Raw genomic sequence first — 21859 nt, 5'->3', positions numbered from 1 at the left:
CTATTTATGACGTTTAACACCGACCCCGGAGAACCGGGGCCGGTGATTGTCGGGGACTTAGGCCAAGGTGGCTTTAGCTTTCTCGACAATCGCAGCAAACGCCGCTTTTTCGTTCACTGCCAGATCAGCCAGAACCTTACGGTCGATCTCGATGGACGCTTTTTTCAGGCCGGCAATGAAACGGCTGTAGGACAGACCGTTAACACGAGCACCAGCGTTGATACGAGCGATCCACAGAGCGCGGAACTGACGTTTTTTCTGACGACGGTCACGGTAGGCGTATTGGCCTGCCTTGATTACCGCTTGCTTGGCAACACGGAATACGCGTGAACGCGCGCCGTAGTAGCCTTTTGCAAGTTTCAGAATTTTTTTGTGACGCTTACGGGCAATGACGCCACGCTTTACACGAGCCATGAGTTACTTCCTCTATATCTTGATCAAAATTAACGAAGGCGCAGCATGCGCTCGACTTTTGCCACGTCAGACGGATGCAGCAAGCTGCTACCCCGCAGTTGACGCTTACGCTTTGTCGACATTTTGGTCAGGATGTGGCTCTTGAAAGCGTGCTTGTGCTTGATGCCGTTGGCGGTTTTCAAAAACCGCTTAGCTGCACCACTTTTAGTCTTCATCTTTGGCATGTTCGGATACTCCGCATTCAGTTGATAAATATAACCGCAAGGCCTGCCGTGCCCTGGTGGTTATTTCTTCTTTTTCGGGGCGATGACCATGATCAGCTGGCGTCCTTCCATCTTAGGATGCTGTTCGACGGAACCGTATTCGAGCAGGTCACCTTCAACCCGCTTCAACAGCTCCATACCCAGCTCCTGGTGGGCCATCTCACGACCGCGGAATCTCAACGATACCTTGGCCCTGTCCCCGTCACTCAGGAAACGTACCAGGTTGCGTAGTTTTACCTGGTAATCCCCTTCCTCCGTCCCTGGACGAAACTTGATTTCTTTAACCTGGATCTGCTTCTGGTTTTTCTTCGCTGCAGCAACCTGTTTCTTCTTCTCGAAGATCGATTTGCCGTAATCCATCACACGGCAGACCGGAGGAAGTGCGTCGGCAGAAATCTCTACCAGATCCAGCTTAGCCTCTTCGGCAATACGAAGCGCTTCATCAATCGAGACGATGCCAATCTGCTCGCCGTCAGCGCCAATTAAACGAACCTCGCGGGCCGAGATATTTTCATTGATCGGGGCCTTGGGTGCAGCTCGTTTATCTTGTCTCATTTCACGCTTAATAATAATTACTCCGTATCTTGGCGACCACGCCGGGAAACCGCTTGTGCGAGGAATTCAGCGAATTGGGCAACCGGCATCGAGCCAAGGTCAGCGCCTTCACGTGTACGCACAGCGACAGTTTGCATTTCAACCTCCCTATCTCCAATCACGAGGAGATAAGGAACCTTGAGCAAAGTATGCTCGCGGATTTTAAAGCCGATCTTTTCATTTCTCAAGTCGGACTTGGCACGAAACCCGCTTTCAGCCAGAGTTTTTTCCACTTCAAGGGCAAAATCGGCCTGTTTGTCAGTGATATTCATGATCACTGCCTGAGTAGGCGCCAGCCAGGCTGGAAATGCGCCCTCGTAATGCTCGATCAGAATTCCGATGAAACGTTCGAAAGACCCAAGGATCGCACGGTGCAACATGACCGGATTCTTGCGACTGTTGTCTTCCGAAACGTACTCGGCGCTCAAGCGGATCGGCAAGTTGAAGTCCAGCTGCAAGGTGCCGCACTGCCAGACCCGGCCGAGGCAGTCCTTCAGGGAAAACTCGATTTTCGGACCGTAGAACGCGCCTTCGCCCGGCTGCAGATCATAGGGCAGACCAGCACTGTCGAGCGCAGAGGCCAGCGCCGTCTCGGCACGGTCCCAAAGCTCATCGGAGCCTACACGCTTTTCAGGGCGAGTGGACAATTTGAGTTCGATGTCCTTGAAACCGAAATCGGCGTAGACATCCAGCGTCAGCTTGATGAATGCGGCAGATTCGGCCTGCATCTGATCTTCGGTACAGAAGATATGAGCATCGTCCTGAGTGAAGCCACGCACACGCATGATGCCATGCAAGGCCCCCGACGGCTCGTTACGGTGGCAGGCACCGAACTCGGCCAGACGCATCGGCAGCTCGCGATAGCTCTTCAGGCCCTGATTGAACACCTGCACGTGGCAAGGGCAGTTCATCGGCTTGATCGCGTAGTCGCGGCTCTCGGACTCGGTGGTGAACATGTTGTCAGCGTAGTTGGCCCAGTGCCCGGATTTCTCCCAGAGCGAGCGATCGACCACTTGTGGGGTCTTTATCTCGAGGTAGCCATTCTCGCGCTGCACTTTGCGCATGTACTGCTCGAGCACCTGATACAGGGTCCAGCCCTGCGGATGCCAGAACACCATACCCGGCGCTTCTTCCTGGGTATGGAACAGGCCGAGGCGCTTGCCGATCTTGCGATGATCGCGCTTTTCGGCTTCTTCGATGCGCTGAATGTAGGCAGCCAGCTGCTTCTTGTCAGCCCAGGCAGTGCCGTAGACACGCTGCAATTGCTCGTTCTTGGCGTCACCGCGCCAGTAGGCACCGGACAGCTTGGTCAGCTTGAACGATTTCAGGAAACGCGTATTCGGCACGTGCGGGCCACGGCACATGTCGACGTATTCTTCGTGGTAATACAGGCCCATGGCCTGCTCGTTCGGCATGTCTTCGACCAGGCGCAGCTTGTAGTCTTCATGACGGGCGGTGAACACCTCGATCACTTCAGCGCGCGGGGTGACTTTCTTGATGACGTCGTAATCTTTTTCGATCAGCTGCTGCATGCGCTGCTCGATCGCCGCCATGTCGTCAGGCGTGAACGGGCGCTCGTAGGCGATATCGTAATAGAAGCCGTCGTCGATCACCGGGCCGATGACCATTTTTGCAGTCGGATACAACTGCTTGACCGCATGCCCGACCAGGTGAGCGCAAGAGTGACGGATTATTTCCAGTCCTTCCTGATCCTTGGGGGTGATGATCTGCAGGCTGGCATCGTTTTCGATCAGGTCGCAGGCGTCGACGAGCTTGCCGTCAACCTTGCCGGCCACGGTGGCCTTGGCCAGCCCGGCACCGATTGAAAGCGCGACATCGGCTACGGAAACCGCATGATCGAATGAACGTTGACTGCCGTCGGGAAGAGTAATAGTTGGCATGGCGCCTCCTCTCCTAGTGGTGACCCCTACCAAAGGTCACGTGGGTTGGGATGAGCCAGTACGTGATCCGGTGGTATGCCTGCCTCACAGTGGCAGGAGCCTTGGGGCCAACCTTGAACCGGACCAGATGACTGGAATGTACGAAAAACCTGCCTGCGTCGCGTCCAAAGCCATCAGCCATGGGGACACTTGAAAATAACAGGACGCGCATCCTAGCACAGCTCGGCCGACACCGGACGTTCATATGCGTAAATCACGCCAAATAACACGTCACCTGAACTGGCAGGCGTGATGGGCGTCTTAACCAGTCAGGATCCTGTACGTTTCCTTGTTCACTAAAGTCAGCAAAAGGAGAACACCATGAAGCTTTCCCGTCTGTCCGCACTCCTCGCCTGCGCCGCCGTCACGGCCCCTTGGGGCGCTCAGGCTGCCATGGAAAAAACCGTGCAAGACACGTTCACCCAGGAATGCATCGCTGCGGCGAATCAGCACAAGCAAGATGCCAAGGCCGCGCAGGCTCATTGCGATTGCAGCGCCCGGGTAGTGAACAAGGAGTTTTCTCAGCAGGAAATCGAAGCATTGAGCAGTAACGATAGCGCTCCTGCCCCTGCATTGACGCAAAAACTGCAGAAACTGGTTGCCGAAAACTGCACCAAATCAAAATAAATCATTTTTTTTAACGCAGTAAAGCAGATGCCTGAAATGCCGAGAGCTACGCCCCGCCGCCAACCTGAAAGCCTTGCAGAGCGGGGCTTTCAGCATATCCCGAATAGTCTTGATGCAAGACTGGCAGAGACATCATTTAGCCACTTTATGTGTATGACGCTTTGCATATGCAGCGACCCAGACTAAAGAGATCACCTTAGTAGCTGTCTTTTTGCGCATTTCGACTATGATAGGCCCGTGTGCCCAGTTGGCCTGAGCAGCACGTTATTGAAAATTATGTTTCTGGAGATACACCATGTCTAATCGCCAAACCGGCACCGTAAAATGGTTCAACGATGAAAAAGGCTTCGGCTTTATCACTCCACAGGGTGGCGGTGACGACCTGTTCGTACACTTCAAAGCGATCGAAAGCGACGGTTTCAAAAGCCTGAAAGAAGGCCAGACCGTTTCTTTTGTTGCTGCTAAAGGCCAGAAAGGCATGCAGGCAGAACAAGTCCGCGTTGACTGATTCATTCGGCGCATAAAAAACCCCGTCACTGACGGGGTTTTTTATGCGCCACAGAAAAGTGCCGACTCAACCGCAGTTGATGCGTGTCACCTTTCCCGAAGCGTCGGTATTAACGTTTACCCGCTCGGATCGGTATTCCAGCGTAACCATATCGTCAGGCCCGAGAATGCGGGCATCCTGAGAACCGGTACGGGCGCGCACTTGTGACAGAAGGTCGATGGACGCTGGCTTGCCGATTGCGAACTGGCCAAGCCCTGCATCACAACGGCCAGGTATCGCGTTACTGGCGGATGCGGGTGCGTCTGCCTTGACGGACGCTTCAGCGCCCTTATCAGAGGACGTGCTGCTGCATCCGGCCAGCAACGACGCCACGACCACAAAACCCAATGTTGCGAACTTCCGGGGCATACACCCTCCTCTGCCAATAAAACATTCCAGACCTGTCCGACCGCACTCAGGCGCGTTGGTTGCACACCTCAGTTGAGAAGCCATCGGTAACCTGTTGATCTGCCTGGGCCGAGAGTCTGCCTTGGGATCACACAAGGCGCGCGGTGAAATCGTCACAAAACGTTTACAACCTATGGCCATAGACTCGGACTATCGGGATGAGATGTAAGTAGAAGTGTCAAAATGTGCGCGGGATGGTTTACTGCGAGAGACGCAAGCGCCGGGAAGCGAACAGCGTAGTGCGTGACCCTTTACTGGAGATCAACAGACATGACAGCCATAACTCTGGATGCAGACATCAAGGCCAGATGGCCTCAGGGCCACTGCTCGCACAGCCCCGGAAACCCGGAAGAGCTGATGATCATTGCCGTCGACCTGCTGATCAAGGAACTGGGCACCGAGGGTGCCCGCGCCTTCATCAGCCAGGTACTGAGCCGTTATGCCACGGCAGGGCTGCCGGTCTGATGCACCTGTTGCAGCCCGCATGATGGGTTACTTCAGTCGCGCCAGACGCTCGGTCAGCAGATCGAAGAAACCCTGAGCGTTGCCATTCTCGACCCAGAATACATTCTGCGGCTGCTTGAGCGTGCCGTACCAGTCAGCCACCGTCTGGCCGAAACCAATGCCCTCGCGGGTGTCGACCGCAACGTTGATCTGCCGCCCGGAAAACAACTCGGGCTTGAGCAACCAGGCAATGACACTGGCGTCGTGAACCGGCCCACCGGGCAAGCCGTAATGCTCCATGTCCAGTTTGACGTATTCATTGAGAATGCCGTCGACCAGCTTGCCGGCGTTATTGCCCAGTGCGGCAATCTGCTTGAGGCGTTGTTCGCTGGTCAGGATCTTGTGGGTCACGTCCAACGGTACGTAAGTAAGCTTCACACCACTGGCCAGAACGATCTGCGCAGCATGCGGGTCAGCAAACAGGTTGAATTCGGCAACCGGCGTGATGTTACCGCCGTTGAAATGCGCGCCCCCCATGACCACCACTTCCTTGATGCCCTGGGTGATTTCCGGTGCCTGCACGAGCGCCAGCGCCAGGTTGGTCTGCGGACCGAGCATGGCGATAGTGATGCTGTGCGGCTTGGCCTTGCTCAAGGTGCGGATCAGGTAATCGACTGCATTACCGTCGGCCAACCCCTTGGCTGGCTCATGCACGGGCACGCCGGGCAACCCCTCCTGACCGTGAACGTTTTCGGCGTAGATAGGTGTGCGCACCAACGGTTTGGGCGCACCGGCATACACCGGCACTTCTTCACGCCCGGCCCATTCACGCGCCAGCCTGGCATTGCGCGAGGTCTTGTCCAGACGGACATTGCCGGCGACGGTGGTGATCGCCATCACGTTCAATTCTTCGGGTGACGCCAGCGCCAGCAGCAACGCAACGACGTCGTCCGCGCCAGGGTCGGTATCGATGATCAGATCACGCTTTTCTGCCGCCTGAACGGCAGCGCTACTCAGTATGGACAAGAGCAATGCTCCACGAATGAACTGTCTGGAAAACTGCATCAACGTCATATGAAACTCCCTTTCTTGATAGCTAGAACACAACTCCGGAAACCAGCGCCACATTACTGTGCGGCTGGCATTCTCCGGTACGGATGATTGCCTTGGCCTTGCGGCTCAATACTTTCAGGTCCTCATGGCTTATCCAGCGCTGCTGACCCAATTGATCATCGAGGTTCAGGCTTTCGATGACCTGCAATGCGGGAGGTTTGACCTCGGCCATTTCGTTGGCCAGCACATGGCTTTCGACCTGCATCTCACTCAGCACCACGTCCAGCACACTGACGAAATCAGGTACGCCGCGAGTCAGCGCCAGGTCGATCAGCTCGACGCCTGCCGGTACTGGCATTCCAGCGTCGACGATCATCAGGATGTCGCCATGCCCCAGCGACGCAATGACGCGAGACAGGGCAATGTTGAGTAGCGGGGTCTTTTTCATAGTGAATCGAATTCCTTTACTTCCTCGAACGTCGGGATGGACGGCTGGGCACCCGCGCGGGTCACGGATATGGCTGCCGCGGCCTGACCGAAGCGAATGGCCTGCGATTCACTCTGACCCGCCGCCAGTGCTGCGGCAAAACCACCGACAAAGGTATCACCTGCAGCGGTGGTGTCCACGGCCTGTACACGACGCGCAGGGATATGTTCCACGCCCGCAGCACTGGCGAACAGGGTTCCACGCTCACCCAGGGTAATGATTACGTTGCGCGCCCCGGCCGCCAGCATGGCCGCTGCCGCCTCTTCAGCCGCCGCCGAGGAGTCGACAGTCACACCGGTCAGGGTCTGCGCCTCGCTTTCATTGGGGATCAGATAGTCGATCAGGCCATACCAGTTTGCCGGCAAAGGCTCGCTGGCCGGGGCAGGATTGAGAATGACGGTCTTGCCCAGCGCGCGGGCGCGGGTAAGGGTGTGGAAAACTGTTTCAGTCGGTACTTCAAGCTGGCAAATGACGATCCCGGAACCCGCCAGCAATGCGTCGAAACGCTCGATCAATGCCGGAGTGAGCCGACCATTGCCTCCAGCAACGATGACAATTGCATTCTGACTGCTGGCGTCGACCAAAATCGAAGCGATCCCGGTGGACACGCCTTCAACGACCGTCACGGCCTGACAGTCGATATGCTCGGCCAGCAGTGCTGCACGCAGCTGTTCCCCGTAGGCATCGGCACCCACACAGCCGATCATCGCCACACTGCCACCCAGGCGCGCTGCGGCAACTGCCTGGTTGGCGCCTTTACCGCCAGGCACGGTGTCGAACGTCTCCCCGCTCAGCGTCTCGCCGGGGCGCGGCAGACGCTGGGCGCGGATGACCAGATCCATGTTCAGGCTGCCCACTATCACTATTTTTGCTTGCATGGCTCATTAATCCGTTGCTGTGCGTGCGCGTCATTCATTGGACAAAGTGTTCGGCGCTGCCGTGGACTCGCGCACCAAGACGCAAGGCGTCACGAGTCTTTTTTCGACAGGAACTGTATGCGGTGCGGCGATTCGGTTTAACAACATTTCGGCGGCGGTTTCGCCCAGTTGCATGATCGATTGCCCCACGGTGGTGAGGGCCGGATAGACGTAGCGGCTCATCTGAATGTCATCAAAGCCGATGACCGACAGATCCTGAGGCACGCGAATCGAACGCTCGGCGGCAGCGCGCAGCACACCGATGGCGATGACATCGTTGCCGGCAAAGATCGCTGTTGGCGCATGACCGGCCAGCAGCAGCTTCGCAGCCGCATGGCCAGCCGAACTGGTAAATTCGCTGTGCACCGCCCAATCCGGGCCGACCTCGACAGATGCCTGCTGCATGGCCCGCCGATAACCCGCCAGGCGCATTTCGGCAACCATGCTGTCGCGCGGTCCGCCAATGCAGGCAATGTGACGATGCCCGAGATCCAGCAGATGTCGGGTTGCCAGCCAGGCACCATGCTCGTGATCGATGCGCACCATGTCAGCTTCGATGCCTTGCAGCTCGCGGTCGACGATTACCAGCGGCGTGCGCACCTCGGTGAGGCCACAGGCGACGCTGGCATCACCCGCCACAGACGAGACAATCAACCCGTCAACGCGCTTTTCCAGCAAAACACGCAGGTAACTGCGCTGCTTTTCCGGGTTGTCGTCGGAATTACAGAGGATCACGCAAAAACCGTTGCGCTCACAGTAGTCCTCGATGCCCCTCGCCAACTCGGCGAAATACGGATTCATACCGTTGGGAATCAACAGGCCGATAGTCGATGTGCTCCTGGCCTTCAGCGAACGCGCCACAGCGCTGGGCACATAATCGAGCTGCGCGATGGCCGCCTCGACCTTGAGCCTGACCGGCTCGCTCACCGGCCGGGTCTTGTTCAGCACATGGGAAACCGTGGTGTACGAGATTCCCGCCAGCGCCGCGACATCCTTGATAGTCGCCATATCAGCCCTGGCGCCGTGCCCGGTGACTGCGGTAGGTGTCCAGCACTACTGCGATCACAATCACCGCACCAGTGATGATGCGTTTGGTCGGCTCGGTCGCACCGATCTGCGCCAGGCCTGCGGCCAGTACCGAAATGATCAGCACGCCGAAAAAAGTACTGATGATCGAACCGCGCCCGCCCATCAGGCTGGTGCCACCGATCACGACGGCGGCAATCACTTGCAGCTCAAGCCCGGCACCGGCATTCGGATCAGCCGCTTCCAGTCGCGATATCTTAAACAGCGCCGCCACACCGGCCAACAGGCCCATCAGCGAGAACACCAGAATCTTGTAGGGTTTGGGATTGATACCGGCCAGACGCACCGCTTCTTCATTGGTGCCGATGCCGATCAGGTAGCGACCAAAAACGGTACGGGTCAGCACCGCCTGAGCAATGAAAATAACCAGCAGTGCGATGATGAAGGACGGCGCGATACCGAACGCGATCGGGTCAGACAGCCAGGCGAACGAATCACCGATATAAGCGGTGCGCGAATTGGTCATCTGGTAGGCCGCGCCACGGGCCATCTCAAGCACACCGAGGGAGACGATGAACGAAGGGATGCGCCAGGCAACAGTAATGGAGCCGGTAATCGTACCGGCCAGGGTCGCGCAGGCGATGCCTAGCAAGGCGGCCGGGAACACACTCCAGCCCCAGCCCAGGATGGCCACACTCACAGCCGAAGCAGCCAGCGCCAGCACCGACCCAACGGACAGGTCGATACCGCCGATGATGAGGATAAGCGTCATGCCGACCGACAGCACCATCAGGTCAGGGATCTGGTTGGCCAGCATGCTGAATGTCTGATAGGACAGAAAGTGATCGCTGAGCAGGGAAAACAGCACGATCATCACCAGCAGCGCACCCGCCAGCCCGATGTAGGTGCCAAGACCAAAGTAATTGCCGCCGCGACGGGCCGGCACGGTCAGCGTCGGAGAAGGAGTATTTTTCATGAGTCGTTCCTGGGCGCGGCGTCATTGAGCAGCGCGTCACGTTTCTGATAACCGGCAAAGGCAGCGGCAAGCAATTGGTCCTGGGTCCAGCTGTCGCGCTCGAACGTGTCGATCAGGCAACCGGCAGACAGCACACCGATACGATCGCAGATCAACATCAGTTCGCGCAGATCACTGGAAACCACCACCAGCGCCCTGCCCTGACGGGTCAATTCGGCCAGCAGCGCGTAGATATCGAATTTGGCACCGACGTCGATGCCTCGCGTCGGCTCGTCGAACAGCATCACCGGGCAATCACGTTCCAGCCAGCGACCGATCACGACCTTCTGCTGATTACCGCCTGACAGCTCGGAGACCAGCTGGTCCGGACTGGAACTGCGAATACGCATGGCAGCCACCTGGCGCTGCGCCAGCTTCAGTTCGTCATCGGTGTTGACCAGGCCTGCTCTGGAGATCGAATGCATATTACCCAGCGCAATGTTGGCGCTGATTGACTGCGACATCAGCAGTCCTTCGCTCTTGCGGTCTTCCGTGATCAGGGCAATACCGTGCTCCACGGCGTCCGAGGGTGAACGGATGGTGACGGCTTGCAGTGGCTGCCCAACTTCAATCGCACCACTGTCGGCAACATCTGCACCGTAGATCAGGCGCAGCAACTCGGTGCGCCCGGCACCGATCAGCCCGGAAATACCGAAGATTTCACCTCGTCGCACATCGAACGAAACATCCTGAACCTTGCCGGCACGACTGAGCCCCTTGACTGACAGCGCTACTTCGCCAATCTGCCGGGCGCCCATGTCCATGTGTTCGCCAAGTTCACGGCCGACCATCAACGTGACCAGTTGCTCGCTGTTGTAGCGGGCAATCGGCTCGACGCACACCAGCTTGCCATCGCGCAGTACGGCTATGCGCTGAGACACTCTGGCAAGCTCCTCAAGCCGGTGGGAGATGTAGATGATCGAGACACCACGAGCCTGCAGCCGCGTGATCTGCTCGAACAGCATTTCCACCTCGCGTGAGGTGAGCATGGCAGTAGGCTCGTCGAGGATCAGCACATGGCAGTCGCCAACCAGGTTGCGAGCGATCTCGACCATCTGCTGATGACCGATCCCCAAATCGCCGACCAGCGTATCGGGATCAATAGCGTCCAGACCCACCTGAGCCATAGCCTTGATCGCATTTTCACGCAGGCGCTTGCGGTCGATCCAGCCAGCACGACGCGGCAGGTCGTCAAGGAAAAGGTTTTCGGCAACGGTCAGGGTCGGCAGCAGGTTCAGTTCCTGCATGACCATGCGAACCCCGAGCTTTTCGGCCTGGGTACGACTCACAGGTTCATAAGGCTGCCCTTGAAACTCCATGCGCCCTGTAGTGGGCGTCACCAGGCCGCCAATGATTTTCGACAAGGTGCTTTTACCGGCACCGTTTTCCCCGGTCAGGGCCAGCACTTCGCCACGCATCAACGTCAGATCGACGTCACCGAGCACGGGTTGAGCGTAGGTTTTACCGATGCCACTGACCGAAAGAACAGCTGTCTGAACAGACGCTGACATAGATTTCTCCCAGCGCCCGTCCTTCAAGGACGGGCACCTTTACGCGGCGTGGATCAAGGTTTGGTAACGAGCTCTACCGGCGTTTCGATGACGCCTTTTTCGTTGGTGTCGACCTTCTCGCCTTTGACCAGCTTCAACGCAGCTTCAATACCGAAGACCGCTTGTTTGGCTGCAAACTGGTCAGCAGTGGCCAACACTCGGCCATCCTTGAGCATCGGTTTGATCGCGTTGATGTTGTCGTAACCCACCACCATGACCTTGCCAGCCTTGCCTGCTGCACGCACCGCAGAAACCGCCCCCAGGGCCATGCTGTCATTGCCGGCCAGCAGGGCCTTCAGGTTCGGGTATTCATTGAGCATCGCCGAAGCAACGGCGTTGCCCTTGTCGATTTCCCAGTTGCCGGACTGCACAGACACGATCTTCATCTGCGCCTTGTCCATGGCATCCTTGAAACCGGCGGTGCGTTGCTGAGCGTTGGTGGTGGTCGGCACGCCTTCGATAATGCCGACTTCGTCACCGCTCTTGAGTTGCTTGGCCAGGTAGTCGCCTACCAGCTCGGCACCTTTGCGGTTGTCCGGCCCCACGAACGGGATCATCAGGCTTTTGCTTTTGAGCACGTCGGGATCAAGCTGGTTGTCGATATTGACGACTTTGATACCGGCGTCTGTAGCTTTCTTGAGCACCGGCACCAACGCCTTGGAGTCGGCAGGCGCGATCACCAGGGCGTCGACTTTGGAGACAATCATCTGCTCAACGATACGAATCTGCGCAGAGGTGTCTGACTCGTCCTTGATCCCGTTGGAAATAAGGTCGAAGTCGGTGGCGTGCTCTTTCTGATAAGCCTTGGCACCGTCTTCCATGGTCAGGAAAAATTCATTGGCGAGCGACTTCATCACCAGTGCGACCTTGGGTTTTTCAGGCGTCTGAGCGTATGCAGCAGAGAGGGGCATGACTGCCGTGACAGCAGCGAACATGGCGACAGCGAGAAGGCGTCCAGCAAATGGCAGCTTCATGAGTTCATCTCCGATCTTGTGATTATTGTTCGGGCGAACGACGCAGGGTCGATGCAATGCATCAACACGCAAACGTTTGCGAGGGATGAACTATGAAAAAACCCGCAGGGTTTGTCAATCCGTCGGAAATGAAATCTGTGTGTACTGCTCGCCCCCAACCGCACAGGGAACGAGCATTAGCGTTCAGTCGGATTTCACTCCTCCGGTCTGACCGTAGCCACTTCGTCGGCCTTGATCCGGACTCTCTTGCCGGAGATGTCTTCAAACTCGTAGAAACCATCACGACTCTTGGTCTTGGGCATGTCCTTGGTGATGTATTGTGTGCCGTTCTGAAGCGTGACGACCGAAGGCGTGGAACAGCCTGCCAGCAGTACAGCAGTTGCGGCCAGTAACGGAAATGTCAGTGACTTGATATTCATGCGCGACTCCGGGAGCGTTGGTTTTTCAAGACAATAGTGTGCCATTTCAAGCGCTTTATCTTACATAGATGTTGCGAAAGATCCGACACTGAAATACTGTATGCCCGTACAGCTAAAATCAGGAACCCTATCCGTGGCCAAACAAACCGCAGCGACCGCCTCCACTCCCGGCCCTTACGAGCGCATGGGCATGCGGGTACAGAAGATCATCAACTCGCCTACCGCTCAGAAATCCAGGGCTGCCCTGCTTTTTCGTCAACCGGATGAGTCAGAGGACGACTGGGCGCAGCTTCTTGAAGAAATAGCCGAGAACGACAACGTCACCCTCGCCTGGCGCGACGATGGTGGTGTGCAAATATTCTGGACGTTGCCGAAGGAAGACTGACGGCATGATGTTTCGATTCTCGACACTGCTTTGCACCACCCTGCTCATCACCGCTTCATTCAGCGCTCAGGCCCAAGCTCCGCGTACTTTCAGCGAAGCCAAGAAAGTCGCCTGGGGGTTATACGCACCACAATCGACCGAATTTTACTGCGGCTGTAAATACACCGGCAACCGGGTCGATATTGCTGGCTGCGGCTATGTCCCGCGCAAGAGCGCCAAGCGCGCCAGTCGCATTGAATGGGAGCACATTGTTCCAGCCTGGCAGATCGGCCATCTGCGCCAATGCTGGCAGAACGGCGGGCGCAAAAACTGCACAAAGACCGATGCCGTTTATAAACGCGCCGAGGCAGACCTGCATAACCTGGTGCCCAGCATCGGCGAAGTGAATGGCGACCGCAGCAACTTCAGCTTTGGCTGGGTACCCGAGCAAAAAGGCCAGTACGGTTCTTGCCTGACGCAAGTGGATTTCAAGGCGAAAAAGGTCATGCCTCGCCCTTCCATTCGCGGCATGATCGCCCGCACCTACTTCTACATGAGCAAGCAATACAACTTGCGCCTGTCGCGTCAGGACCAACAGCTTTATCAAGCCTGGGACAAGACTTATCCTCCGCAGGCCTGGGAGCGCCAGCGCAATCAGCAGGTCGCCTGCGTTATGGGTCGGGGTAATGATTTTGTCGGCCCGGTAGACCTCAAGGCATGTAAATGAAGCTTGTTTCAAAACAGAAGATCTTCGCTTGGATGACCATTGGGTCATCCATTCATGCGTTTGATTGAATCCAAAACCACTCATCGGACAACTGGCAACCACATCTCGAAACAACGCGATTTTCGTTCTACGCTCTGAAGACAGCAGCGTGACCGGAGAAGGCTTCTCGCGCATGCCCCACTGGAACAATCACACTATTTTGATGGCATGCCGTCAGGCTTACGAGCAGGAAAGATGAATCATCAAACGGAATTTGAAATTCACTATCAGTTCAATGGTGAACCTCGTTGCTTTCTGCACCAGACCAGGCAAATGTGCCAGTGCGACGCATTGCACTGCGCAACGCTACACGCCGGCGTCGGCACAGTGAGTGGCAATATGTCTGCTGGGCCGATAGGAATGGCGACCTTGCAAGCCGAGCGTTTTGGTGTAACAGAAGTACGCTGGAAAAGATCTTCGCCGCAGTACTGAAACATCACCCCTGATCAAAAAATGGCCTTTCGACAAGGCCATTTTTTGTGTACATAAATCGCCAGACCACTGACGTTTAAATGGCAGGATAATCGCCCGTCCCCTCAGGCCAGGGCGTCAGCAGTTCAAAACCGGTCGAAGTGACTGCAACCATATGCTCCCATTGCGCAGACAATGAAAGATCGCTGGTCAGAACCGTCCAGCCATCCGGCAAGGTACGAGTACCGGCCCTGCCGGCATTGATCATCGGTTCGATGGTGAACACCATGCCCGGCTTTAGCCTGAGGCCCTTGCCCTGAGCGCCGTAGTGCAGAACCTGAGGCTCTTCATGGTACTTGCGGCCAATGCCGTGCCCGCAATATTCACGCACCACACTGAAGCCTTCACGATGAGCGATGCTCTGAATGGCATAACCGATATCACCCAGCGTCGCCCCCGGACGCACTGCATGAATACCGGCGCGGGTTGCTTCGTAGGTCGTCTCGACAAGACGTTTTGCCAAGGGGCTGACCTCCCCGACCAGATACATACGGCTGGTATCGCCGTACCAGCCATCCTTGATGACCGCGACATCGATATTGACGATATCGCCATCTTTCAGAATATCGGTGGCAGAAGGTATGCCATGACAGACCACTGCATTGGGAGAGATGCAAGTGGTCTTGGTAAAACCGTGATAGCCCACATTCGCGGGAATCACTTTCAACTCCTTGACGATGTACTCGTTGCAGATATCGTCCAGCGCTTCGGTGCTTACGCCAGCCTTGACGTAAGGCGTGATCATTGCGAGTACATCGGCAGCCAGCCTGCCGGCTATGCGCAACTGCACAAGGTCCTGTTCGGTCTTGATACCGATGGCGCTGCTCATGAGGCCGCCTTGGAAAGGCTGGACGCAGAAAGCTCTGCAACGTTGAAGTTCGAAGCAGTCAGCACCGTGCCGCCTGCGTTCTCGATACGGATCAACATCTGGCAGATCTCGCTGTAATCCAGTGCCGGGTGCAATTCGGCAAGCATGCCGATGCGCATCCAGTGCTCAGCCTGCGCATTGATGGAGCGACTGAGCGCAACGCTGGCAGAGCGCAGGTTGGCGTGCATGTTTTCGGAAATCTTTACCAGACCCATGATTCACCTCAAATTGAATATATGAAGCATATACGCTACATATACTCACAATCAACCCGAGACGCATCATGGCCGCTACCAGCCGCACTATTCCATCGCGCTGGCCTGACGGAATTCGCCACTCGCGCGGGCTGCCGCAATGGCTATCGATACATCCTGCTCGTAGCCATTGAACTGACGAAGACCTGCCGCCAGCCGGAGGAAATCCTCACGCTGCATTTCATTGACGGTAGAGAGGGTACGATGCTGCTGAGCAACCGGGCTTTGTACTGACGTTTGCACTGACTTAAGGGACATGACAGACCTCGTTCGTTCTTTACTGTTTATGCATACAGTATTTAGAACCGAGCGCCGACACAAGACTGACTGCGACGAATGGTCAGCGAATTTGTAAACGGCTCAACCGCCCGCCAGACCCTGCAAGCGCTCCAGATCAGCCTCAGCGATGTCGATACCGTGCGCCATCGACCGCGCACGCTCGCTGTAGCGTCGGTCCCCCGGCAGTCGCTCCTGCCCTGCCCCGTGGAGCTGCCTTACCAGTTCCTCGCTACGCAGTGCAAAATGCTGACCGCTGCCTTTGTCCGGATCGATGACGATCAGCAACTGACCTGTCCAGGGTGTCCGCGCGCCGGGATGCTTCGACCAGTCGAACTCAAAGGAGAAGTTACCGCCTGTCAGCCCTGCCGCCAGCAGTTCGACCATCATCGACAATGCGGACCCCTTATGACCGCCAAAGGGCAGTAGTGCCCCGCCATCGAGAATGGCGCGAGGATCTTCAGTAGGCCGGCCCTCGCGGTCCACGCCCATACCCGCTGGTAGCAATCGCCCTTCCCGCGCTGCGATCTGAACATCACCATGGGCAATGGCGCTGGTTGCCAGGTCGAAAACAACAGGCTCGCCCCCCGCACGCGGTGCAGCGAAGGCAATAGGGTTGGTGCCGAACAGGGGCTGACGCGCACCGTGTGGCACAACGCAGGTCATACTGTTGACCATGCTCAGGGCGACCAGCCCCTGTTCGGCGAAAGGTTCGACATCCGGCCACAGCGCGGCAAAGTGATGAGAATTGCGTATCGCCAGAACCGCAATCCCGGCACTGCGCACTTTGTCGATCAGCAATGAACTGGCCGCCGCCAGCGCAGGCTGGGCAAAGCCGTTGCCGGCGTCGACCCTGACAAATGCAGCACCGACATCCTCGATCAACGGCACTGCCTTGCCATCCACCCAGCCGCTGTTCAGCGATGAGATGTAGCCAGGCATGCGAAAGATGCCATGACTGTGCGAGCCGTCGCGCTGAGCGCTGGCGCAGTTCTCGGCAAGCACATCGGCAACCTCCGGGGAGGTGCCGTGTGCAAGGAAGATCCGCCGCAATAAATCTTCCAGTTGCTGATATGAAATCGTCCGGACCGGCTGATCGTTAGGGATGGCGGACATCTGAGACTCCTGTTCATGTCATGGCAAGGTACCGGGAACAACCACCCGAAATAACAGCACCGAGAGTAGCGCTGCAGGCCCTGTAAAAAAACTCCCTGCGCACTACACGTACTCGATTGTCACGGAAAGGTTTCAATGAGAGCTGCTTGCATTCACAAGGAATTACGCTGTGCGTTGACGGGTAATATCCTGCAAATGTTCTCTCTCCCTGACATCCAAGGGTAGAATGCGCCGACGGTATAGGCCGGAGCGCCCATGAGCGACCCTCTTTTCAGCAAGGCAGAACACGACGCGATCACCGATGCCGCTGCGCATTGGTGCATGCGCCTGCACGCCGAAGACTGCACCGCCGCAGAACGGAAAGCGTTCGAGCAATGGCTGAAAGCCCATCCTTTGCATGCGGTGGAGTATGAGGCGATGCGGGAAGTCTGGGACATTACCGGACAAATCGAACCGCTCAATCCGGCCCCGGCACTCCCGATTCAGGCTACACATAGCAACCAGCCCGTACTTCGTCGCAAGCGCCGCGTGGCACCACTCGCGGCTGCCGCGGCGGTCATTGCTCTGGCTGTGCCGGTCACCGGTTATGTGGGCTGGAATCAGGGCTGGCTGCCTGACACCTACGAGTCCTACAACGCCGATACCGCGACGCGTCTTGTGGTACTGGCAGATGGCAGCCGTGCCGAACTGAACCTCGGCACCGAGCTGACCTACGCCAACTACAAGGATCGACGCAGCGTCACGCTGAAAAAGGGTGAGGCGTTTTTTGAGGTCAGCCACGACAGCACACACCCCTTTGTAGTCGATGCCGGCAAGGGCAGCATCAAGGTCACGGGCACACGCTTCAATGTGTGGATGTATCAGGACCAGGTACGTGTAACGCTGGTCGAGGGCTCGGTTCAGGTCAGCAGTGATCGCGCACATCCGTCGTCAAGCCATCATCTTGACCCTGGCATGCAGGCCAGCTACAAGGCAGGCGACGACGCGCCCCTGATCAGCCAGACCGACACAAAGGATTCGAGCCTGGCGTGGCGTAATGGCAAGCTGATCTTCAATGATCTGCCTCTCAGCCAGGCCTTGCCACTGATCAATCGCTACCTGCAAACGCCTATTCTGCTGGCCGATACCGCAACCGGTGCCATGCGCCTTGGCGGCAGTTTCAACACGCGCGACCTGTCCAGCCTGCTGGCCTCTCTGCCCAAGGTGCTGCCGGTTTATGTCACGCAGAACCAGAACGGCAACCCGGTGCTCAACCGCCGGATACCCGACGCTCCGAAAGGCTGAGCGCTCTCGCGCACCTGACTGACGCAGAGCGATTTTGTATCCGCCGATCGCCGGATCAACCGTCCCCTCGCGACTGCCCGATCTTCATCTACCCTGAAACGCACAGCGCTGCGGCCACCCCGTGCGTGTTGGCGTTTTTATTTTTTTCCATTGATAACTGAGGTTTTGCTGCGCTCGTTCGTCTTAGTAACTGAGATTGTTTAAAAAAGCCTGAAAAGGAGTTTGTGGATGTTCAATCGCCAAGGAATCACGACTCGCACCCTGCTGCGCCAAACAGCACTGGCTGCGCAGGCACAGTCGCCCGCTCTGGAGACAGAGCGGCCCGGAAACGAGCACATCCGACTGCTCCTGAAAAGCTTTGGTCTGCGTACCAGCCTGGTCAGGCTCAAGGTGCTTGATGCGCTTCTGGTATCGAGCGAGGAAGGCCAGCCATTGGGAGTACGGGGCGTGCACAGCCAGCTGCTCAGGCTTGATGTACCGCTTTCGTTTCTAAGTGTGCGCGAAGTGCTCAAGCGCCTGTGCGATGAAGGCGTGATTCACCTCAATGACGACAAGACCTACAGCCTGCACCCTCGTGCCCGACAATGGCTGGGTGATGCGAGCAAGGATGGTGCCCAGTAAAACGGGCCTCGTCATCCTTGCCACTTGCCGCGCTTACCGCTTGACCTTGCGGCGCATGATCCCGTTAAGAATCACGACCAGTACGGCCACGCTGATTGCGATGTACTGAAAGGTTTTTTCGGTGATGACACCGCTGTTTTGCAGGTGCGACAAGCCCAGCATGATCGCCAGAACGCCGAGGGCGATCAGAATCGAGTAAATCAAACGCTGCTTGTTGGTCATAATGGTTTCCTGAATGCTCGTGAGCGGGCAGTTGGCACTGCCTGTTTGCGCGCATAGCTTACGCCGATGCGCGACGAATGGCATCGTCAGCCTGCCCTGCTCCCCTCCTTCGCATCCTTCACGCGCGCTCTATCAACCGCGTTGATTATTGTCATGCCGCGATGAACGTTGCCGTGTAAAACTCCCATGCTTTAATACCGCCCTGCTCAAACAGTGTGTTCAATTATTACCAAGGAGTTTTACATGCCCCATGAAGGCAGCCTGTTGCAGGCCGCAGTAGTGTTTCTACTCGCCGCCGTGCTGACAGTACCGCTGGCCAAGCGCCTGAAGCTGGGCGCGGTGATCGGCTATTTGTTCGCGGGAGTGATCATCGGCCCTTCGGTGCTGGGCTTGATAGGCGACACGGAGAGCGTCAGTCACATTTCAGAGCTGGGCGTGGTCTTGTTGCTGTTCATCATTGGTCTTGAGCTGTCGCCAAAGCGTTTATGGGTCATGCGCAAATCGGTGTTCGGCGTAGGCATGGCGCAGGTGTTGCTGACGGGCCTGGTCATTGGCGGGATCGCGTTGTTTGCCTTCGGCCAGTCGCTGAACACTGCGGTCATTCTGGGTCTTGGCCTGGCGCTGTCATCCACAGCCTTCGGCCTGCAGAGTCTGGCCGAGCGCAAGCAGTTGAATAGCCCGCATGGCCGGATGGCGTTCGCTATCCTGCTGTTTCAGGACATTGCAGCAATTCCCTTGATTGCCATGGTGCCATTCCTGGCCGGGGCCGATCACGCAATGGACACCGGCGAAAGCATCAACCACGGCCTGAGCGTGCTGGGCAGCATTGCCATTGTGGTGATCGGCGGCCGCTATTTGCTGCGTCCGGTATTTCGCATCGTTGCCAAGACCAAAATCCAGGAAGTCTCGACCGCCACTGCCTTGCTGGTAGTGATTGGTACGGCGTGGCTGATGGAACTGGTGGGCGTGTCCATGGCGCTGGGCGCATTTCTCGCCGGTCTGCTACTGGCAGACTCCGAATACCGTCACGAACTGGAAGCACAAATCGAGCCGTTCAAAGGGTTGTTGCTGGGGCTGTTCTTCATCAGTGTCGGCATGGGTGCCAACGTCGGCTTGCTGCTCAGTTCGCCCCTCGCGGTGCTGGGCCTGACGCTGCTGTTGATCGGAATCAAGCTGCCGATGCTGTTCCTGATCGGTCGTACCGCTGGCGGTCTCAATAAGCGCAGCGCGCTGCAATTGGGCCTGGTGTTGGCAGCCGGTGGCGAATTTGCCTTCGTGGTGTTCAAGATCGGCAGCGCTCAAGGGCTGTTCGAGGCGGGGCTTTACGACATGCTGGTGCTGACCATCACCTTGTCGATGGCGATCACGCCGTTGCTGTTCATTGCCCTGGCGCGCTGGATCAAACCCAGGATCAAGCCTGTCGAGGTGCCGGACGAGTACCGCGATATCCAGACCGACAAACCACGCGTGGTCATCGCTGGCATGGGCCGTATGGGGCAAATCGTAGCGCGCATCCTGCGGGCGCAGAAAATCCCTTTCATCGCTCTGGATACCGCTGTGGAATCGATCGAGTTTTCGCGCAGCTTCGGCAATGTGCCGGTGTTTTATGGCGACCCGCTGCTCCCGGAAATACTGCGTGCAGCCAAGGTTGATGAAGCGGAATACTTCGTCATTGCGACGGATGATCCGGACACCAACATCAAGACCGCCGAGTTGATCCGCAAGCTGTATCCGCACATGAAGATCATTGCCCGTGCACGTAACCGCCAGCACGTTCACCGGTTGATGGACATTGGCGCTCATGCCGTGCGTGAGACATTCTATTCAAGCCTGGAGATGAGCCGTCAGACCCTGATGGGGCTGGGCCTGACCGAGGCACAGGCCGATGCGCGCATCAGTCGCTTCAAGCGCCACGACGAACAGGTGCTGGCCGCACAACATGAAGTGTATGACGACGACGCCAAGGTTCTGCAGACCGCCCGTGAAGCCAGGGCCGACCTCGCGCAACTGTTCGAGGCCGACCGTCTGGACGAAGAAGCTGCGAAAAGCTGATGTGCCAGACGCCGGGCGCTCAGCGTCCGGCGCAGGGTTCGGTCAGGCGTAAGGACTGTCCCAATAGCGCTTGTACATCCCGAGTTTTTTCTTCACACCACGGGGCAGGCGCTTTTCCTGCTTGCTCAGCTTGTAGGCCAGCAGCTTCAGCGCATTACGTACGAACGACATGGGCCACCAGAGAATTCGCCGGGGGCCGAGGAATTTAAGCTCGGACTTGACGTAACGCATGCCCTCGCCGCCGATGCCGCCAAAGGTTTCGTAGATCCACGCTTCACGGGACTGGAACACACCGATATCAAAGTAACGGCAAAACTCCTCACGCAGGCTGTAGTTATGCGAATGACGGCATACAGCCGAACCTTCATAGGCTGCTTTCCAGCCATCGATCAGCATTTTGGCGGTGACGTACATGTCTTCGGAAAGAATCACATGCCGGGGAAAGCCGCCAATCGCCCGCAACGCTTCACCGCGATAGGCCGCGAACGAGTTGGACATGAATGGCGTCTTGATGCCCAGCGTGCGTGCATCGGCCAGAGTCTTGATCTGCGAAGTCGGAGGGTAATTGAACAACCGTGCATGCTGGGCCAGCAGGTTGGCGTTCTTGTGCGGCAATTGACGCCCGCAGACCGCGCCGACCTTGGGGTCTGCGAAAGGCAGCAGAATGTTGGCAATGGCATTGATATCTTCAACGTAGGCGTCTTGGGTCAGATAGACATAGACGTCGTAGTCGGGATGCAAATCGACCATCATCTGCCGGGTACCACCGTGGTTGAAGTCCTTGCTGTCGATGCGCAATACGTTGGCACAACGGGCTTGCGCGAGACTGTCAGAAATTTTGTGTTCGGGCATAACATGTAGCTAGAGGTGCATGTATGCCGACCAAA

At 57.2% G+C, this 21859-nt stretch carries 28 protein-coding genes; 9 read left to right on the top strand and 19 right to left on the bottom strand.

Features of this window, described 5'->3' with window-relative positions:
- Positions 1 to 57 precede the first annotated feature (57 nt).
- Genes rplT through thrS form a run of 4 tightly spaced genes read right to left on the bottom strand, consistent with a single transcriptional unit; the run spans position 58 to position 3172 of the window.
- The gene (gene rplT, locus AO277_RS23180) at positions 58 to 414 is read right to left on the bottom strand and encodes a 50S ribosomal protein L20 (protein ID WP_002553161.1); all 357 of its coding nucleotides are present in this window, start codon (positions 412 to 414) and stop codon (positions 58 to 60) included.
- A gap of 29 nt (positions 415 to 443) precedes the next feature.
- Positions 444 to 638, bottom strand: coding sequence for a 50S ribosomal protein L35 (gene rpmI / locus AO277_RS23175; protein WP_002553160.1), 195 nt, complete (start codon positions 636 to 638; stop codon positions 444 to 446).
- A 60-nt stretch (positions 639 to 698) separates the two neighbouring features.
- A complete protein-coding gene (gene infC / locus AO277_RS23170; protein WP_170855886.1) occupies positions 699 to 1250 on the bottom strand; it encodes a translation initiation factor IF-3 in 552 nt (183 codons plus the stop codon).
- On the bottom strand, positions 1250 to 3172 hold the full coding sequence (gene thrS / locus AO277_RS23165; RefSeq protein WP_002553158.1) for a threonine--tRNA ligase: 1923 nt from the start codon (positions 3170 to 3172) through the stop codon (positions 1250 to 1252). Before thrS ends, infC begins: the two co-directional genes overlap by 1 nt.
- A gap of 360 nt (positions 3173 to 3532) precedes the next feature.
- On the opposite strand from thrS, the gene AO277_RS23160 reads away from it, so the two are divergent.
- Together AO277_RS23160 and AO277_RS23155 are read left to right on the top strand one after the other, a co-directional pair.
- A complete protein-coding gene (locus AO277_RS23160; protein ID WP_044318887.1) occupies positions 3533 to 3838 on the top strand; it encodes a hypothetical protein in 306 nt (101 codons plus the stop codon).
- A gap of 295 nt (positions 3839 to 4133) precedes the next feature.
- Positions 4134 to 4346 (top strand): cold-shock protein, encoded by a 213-nt coding sequence (locus tag AO277_RS23155; protein ID WP_002553156.1) that lies wholly within the window; start codon positions 4134 to 4136, stop codon positions 4344 to 4346.
- 66 nt (positions 4347 to 4412) lie between these two features.
- Here the strand turns inward: AO277_RS23155 and AO277_RS23150 are convergent, their stop codons facing one another.
- Positions 4413 to 4754, bottom strand: coding sequence for an I78 family peptidase inhibitor (locus AO277_RS23150; RefSeq protein WP_002553155.1), 342 nt, complete (start codon positions 4752 to 4754; stop codon positions 4413 to 4415).
- Positions 4755 to 5063: 309 nt separating this feature from the next.
- Here AO277_RS23150 and AO277_RS23145 point away from each other — a divergent pair, with 309 nt between their 5' ends.
- A complete protein-coding gene (locus AO277_RS23145; RefSeq protein ID WP_002553154.1) occupies positions 5064 to 5258 on the top strand; it encodes a hypothetical protein in 195 nt (64 codons plus the stop codon).
- Positions 5259 to 5285: 27 nt separating this feature from the next.
- Here AO277_RS23145 and AO277_RS23140 read toward each other — a convergent pair whose 3' ends face one another.
- The 8 genes from AO277_RS23140 to AO277_RS23105 form a co-directional block, all read right to left on the bottom strand.
- On the bottom strand, positions 5286 to 6311 hold the full coding sequence (locus AO277_RS23140; protein WP_002553153.1) for a nucleoside hydrolase: 1026 nt from the start codon (positions 6309 to 6311) through the stop codon (positions 5286 to 5288).
- Positions 6312 to 6333: 22 nt separating this feature from the next.
- Entirely contained in the window at positions 6334 to 6738 is a 405-nt protein-coding gene (gene rbsD, locus AO277_RS23135; RefSeq protein ID WP_044318886.1) for a D-ribose pyranase, read from the bottom strand.
- Positions 6735 to 7655, bottom strand: a complete 921-nt coding sequence (gene rbsK / locus AO277_RS23130) for a ribokinase (RefSeq protein ID WP_044318885.1) — start codon at positions 7653 to 7655, stop codon at positions 6735 to 6737. The genes rbsD and rbsK overlap by 4 nt, the downstream gene beginning before the upstream one ends.
- A 30-nt stretch (positions 7656 to 7685) precedes the next feature.
- Positions 7686 to 8702 carry a LacI family DNA-binding transcriptional regulator gene (locus AO277_RS23125; protein ID WP_044318884.1) on the bottom strand — a complete coding sequence of 339 codons (1017 nt, stop codon included), beginning with the start codon at positions 8700 to 8702 and terminating at the stop codon, positions 7686 to 7688.
- 1 nt (position 8703) lies between these two features.
- Complete coding sequence (locus AO277_RS23120; protein WP_044318883.1) at positions 8704 to 9696, bottom strand: ABC transporter permease; 993 nt, start codon at positions 9694 to 9696, stop codon at positions 8704 to 8706.
- Positions 9693 to 11246, bottom strand: coding sequence for a sugar ABC transporter ATP-binding protein (locus tag AO277_RS23115; RefSeq protein WP_044318882.1), 1554 nt, complete (start codon positions 11244 to 11246; stop codon positions 9693 to 9695). The genes AO277_RS23120 and AO277_RS23115 overlap by 4 nt, the downstream gene beginning before the upstream one ends.
- 53 nt (positions 11247 to 11299) lie before the next feature.
- Positions 11300 to 12220, bottom strand: coding sequence for a sugar ABC transporter substrate-binding protein (locus tag AO277_RS23110; protein ID WP_369812058.1), 921 nt, complete (start codon positions 12218 to 12220; stop codon positions 11300 to 11302).
- 233 nt (positions 12221 to 12453) lie between these two features.
- The gene (locus AO277_RS23105; protein ID WP_002553145.1) at positions 12454 to 12678 is read right to left on the bottom strand and encodes a YgdI/YgdR family lipoprotein; all 225 of its coding nucleotides are present in this window, start codon (positions 12676 to 12678) and stop codon (positions 12454 to 12456) included.
- 133 nt (positions 12679 to 12811) lie between these two features.
- Here AO277_RS23105 and AO277_RS23100 point away from each other — a divergent pair, with 133 nt between their 5' ends.
- The 3 genes from AO277_RS23100 (at position 12812) to AO277_RS23090 (ending at position 14240) form a co-directional block, all read left to right on the top strand.
- A complete protein-coding gene (locus tag AO277_RS23100) occupies positions 12812 to 13063 on the top strand; it encodes a DUF1654 domain-containing protein (RefSeq protein ID WP_004662361.1) in 252 nt (83 codons plus the stop codon).
- 4 nt (positions 13064 to 13067) lie between these two features.
- Positions 13068 to 13769 (top strand): endonuclease, encoded by a 702-nt coding sequence (locus AO277_RS23095; protein ID WP_005732586.1) that lies wholly within the window; start codon positions 13068 to 13070, stop codon positions 13767 to 13769.
- Positions 13770 to 14003: 234 nt separating this feature from the next.
- Positions 14004 to 14240, top strand: a complete 237-nt coding sequence (locus AO277_RS23090) for a DUF6555 family protein (protein WP_002553142.1) — start codon at positions 14004 to 14006, stop codon at positions 14238 to 14240.
- Between the two features lie 76 nt (positions 14241 to 14316).
- Here AO277_RS23090 and map read toward each other — a convergent pair whose 3' ends face one another.
- The 4 genes from map to AO277_RS23070 form a co-directional block, all read right to left on the bottom strand.
- On the bottom strand, positions 14317 to 15108 hold the full coding sequence (map, locus tag AO277_RS23085) for a type I methionyl aminopeptidase (RefSeq protein WP_002553141.1): 792 nt from the start codon (positions 15106 to 15108) through the stop codon (positions 14317 to 14319).
- Positions 15105 to 15362: a ParD-like family protein gene (locus tag AO277_RS23080; RefSeq protein WP_002553140.1), complete on the bottom strand. Its 258-nt coding sequence runs from the start codon at positions 15360 to 15362 to the stop codon at positions 15105 to 15107. Before AO277_RS23080 ends, map begins: the two co-directional genes overlap by 4 nt.
- A gap of 87 nt (positions 15363 to 15449) precedes the next feature.
- Positions 15450 to 15659, bottom strand: a complete 210-nt coding sequence (locus AO277_RS23075) for a hypothetical protein (protein WP_004662355.1) — start codon at positions 15657 to 15659, stop codon at positions 15450 to 15452.
- Between the two features lie 102 nt (positions 15660 to 15761).
- Complete coding sequence (locus tag AO277_RS23070) at positions 15762 to 16793, bottom strand: Ldh family oxidoreductase (protein WP_002553139.1); 1032 nt, start codon at positions 16791 to 16793, stop codon at positions 15762 to 15764.
- Between the two features lie 255 nt (positions 16794 to 17048).
- Between AO277_RS23070 and AO277_RS23065 the strand changes: the two genes are divergently transcribed.
- Complete coding sequence (locus AO277_RS23065) at positions 17049 to 18077, top strand: FecR family protein (protein WP_044318881.1); 1029 nt, start codon at positions 17049 to 17051, stop codon at positions 18075 to 18077.
- A 228-nt stretch (positions 18078 to 18305) separates the two neighbouring features.
- The gene (locus AO277_RS23060) at positions 18306 to 18698 is read left to right on the top strand and encodes a Fe2+/Zn2+ uptake regulation protein (RefSeq protein WP_002553137.1); all 393 of its coding nucleotides are present in this window, start codon (positions 18306 to 18308) and stop codon (positions 18696 to 18698) included.
- A 33-nt stretch (positions 18699 to 18731) separates the two neighbouring features.
- Here AO277_RS23060 and AO277_RS23055 read toward each other — a convergent pair whose 3' ends face one another.
- Complete coding sequence (locus AO277_RS23055; RefSeq protein WP_005779813.1) at positions 18732 to 18920, bottom strand: hypothetical protein; 189 nt, start codon at positions 18918 to 18920, stop codon at positions 18732 to 18734.
- A 243-nt stretch (positions 18921 to 19163) separates the two neighbouring features.
- Here AO277_RS23055 and AO277_RS23050 point away from each other — a divergent pair, with 243 nt between their 5' ends.
- Positions 19164 to 20972 carry a monovalent cation:proton antiporter-2 (CPA2) family protein gene (locus AO277_RS23050; protein WP_044318880.1) on the top strand — a complete coding sequence of 603 codons (1809 nt, stop codon included), beginning with the start codon at positions 19164 to 19166 and terminating at the stop codon, positions 20970 to 20972.
- 42 nt (positions 20973 to 21014) lie between these two features.
- Here the strand turns inward: AO277_RS23050 and AO277_RS23045 are convergent, their stop codons facing one another.
- Complete coding sequence (locus AO277_RS23045) at positions 21015 to 21824, bottom strand: glycosyltransferase family 2 protein (protein ID WP_052834985.1); 810 nt, start codon at positions 21822 to 21824, stop codon at positions 21015 to 21017.
- Positions 21825 to 21859: the final 35 nt, after the last annotated feature.

Source organism: Pseudomonas amygdali, assembly GCF_002699855.1.
GTDB lineage: Bacteria > Pseudomonadota > Gammaproteobacteria > Pseudomonadales > Pseudomonadaceae > Aquipseudomonas > Aquipseudomonas amygdali.
This window is presented reverse-complemented; position numbering and strand designations above follow the sequence as displayed.

Bases quoted from the DNA above. Each gene is read 5' to 3' on its own strand.
- AO277_RS23090 (WP_002553142.1), top strand. From the start codon at position 14,004: ATGAATCATCAAACGGAATTTGAAATTCACTATCAGTTCAATGGTGAA.
- AO277_RS23075 (WP_004662355.1), bottom strand. From the start codon at position 15,659: ATGTCCCTTAAGTCAGTGCAAACGTCAGTACAAAGCCCGGTTGCTCAG.
- AO277_RS23080 (WP_002553140.1), bottom strand. From the start codon at position 15,362: ATGGGTCTGGTAAAGATTTCCGAAAACATGCACGCCAACCTGCGCTCT.
- AO277_RS23160 (WP_044318887.1), top strand. From the start codon at position 3,533: ATGAAGCTTTCCCGTCTGTCCGCACTCCTCGCCTGCGCCGCCGTCACG.
- rpmI (WP_002553160.1), bottom strand. From the start codon at position 638: ATGCCAAAGATGAAGACTAAAAGTGGTGCAGCTAAGCGGTTTTTGAAA.
- rbsD (WP_044318886.1), bottom strand. From the start codon at position 6,738: ATGAAAAAGACCCCGCTACTCAACATTGCCCTGTCTCGCGTCATTGCG.
- map (WP_002553141.1), bottom strand. From the start codon at position 15,108: ATGAGCAGCGCCATCGGTATCAAGACCGAACAGGACCTTGTGCAGTTG.
- AO277_RS23150 (WP_002553155.1), bottom strand. From the start codon at position 4,754: ATGCCCCGGAAGTTCGCAACATTGGGTTTTGTGGTCGTGGCGTCGTTG.
- thrS (WP_002553158.1), bottom strand. From the start codon at position 3,172: ATGCCAACTATTACTCTTCCCGACGGCAGTCAACGTTCATTCGATCAT.
- AO277_RS23120 (WP_044318883.1), bottom strand. From the start codon at position 9,696: ATGAAAAATACTCCTTCTCCGACGCTGACCGTGCCGGCCCGTCGCGGC.
- AO277_RS23065 (WP_044318881.1), top strand. From the start codon at position 17,049: ATGAGCGACCCTCTTTTCAGCAAGGCAGAACACGACGCGATCACCGAT.
- AO277_RS23115 (WP_044318882.1), bottom strand. From the start codon at position 11,246: ATGTCAGCGTCTGTTCAGACAGCTGTTCTTTCGGTCAGTGGCATCGGT.
- AO277_RS23105 (WP_002553145.1), bottom strand. From the start codon at position 12,678: ATGAATATCAAGTCACTGACATTTCCGTTACTGGCCGCAACTGCTGTA.
- AO277_RS23055 (WP_005779813.1), bottom strand. From the start codon at position 18,920: ATGACCAACAAGCAGCGTTTGATTTACTCGATTCTGATCGCCCTCGGC.
- AO277_RS23110 (WP_369812058.1), bottom strand. From the start codon at position 12,220: ATGTTCGCTGCTGTCACGGCAGTCATGCCCCTCTCTGCTGCATACGCT.
- AO277_RS23155 (WP_002553156.1), top strand. From the start codon at position 4,134: ATGTCTAATCGCCAAACCGGCACCGTAAAATGGTTCAACGATGAAAAA.
- rbsK (WP_044318885.1), bottom strand. From the start codon at position 7,655: ATGCAAGCAAAAATAGTGATAGTGGGCAGCCTGAACATGGATCTGGTC.
- AO277_RS23070 (WP_002553139.1), bottom strand. From the start codon at position 16,793: ATGTCCGCCATCCCTAACGATCAGCCGGTCCGGACGATTTCATATCAG.
- AO277_RS23140 (WP_002553153.1), bottom strand. From the start codon at position 6,311: ATGACGTTGATGCAGTTTTCCAGACAGTTCATTCGTGGAGCATTGCTC.
- AO277_RS23145 (WP_002553154.1), top strand. From the start codon at position 5,064: ATGACAGCCATAACTCTGGATGCAGACATCAAGGCCAGATGGCCTCAG.
- AO277_RS23050 (WP_044318880.1), top strand. From the start codon at position 19,164: ATGCCCCATGAAGGCAGCCTGTTGCAGGCCGCAGTAGTGTTTCTACTC.
- rplT (WP_002553161.1), bottom strand. From the start codon at position 414: ATGGCTCGTGTAAAGCGTGGCGTCATTGCCCGTAAGCGTCACAAAAAA.
- AO277_RS23095 (WP_005732586.1), top strand. From the start codon at position 13,068: ATGATGTTTCGATTCTCGACACTGCTTTGCACCACCCTGCTCATCACC.
- AO277_RS23060 (WP_002553137.1), top strand. From the start codon at position 18,306: ATGTTCAATCGCCAAGGAATCACGACTCGCACCCTGCTGCGCCAAACA.
- AO277_RS23045 (WP_052834985.1), bottom strand. From the start codon at position 21,824: ATGCCCGAACACAAAATTTCTGACAGTCTCGCGCAAGCCCGTTGTGCC.
- AO277_RS23125 (WP_044318884.1), bottom strand. From the start codon at position 8,702: ATGGCGACTATCAAGGATGTCGCGGCGCTGGCGGGAATCTCGTACACC.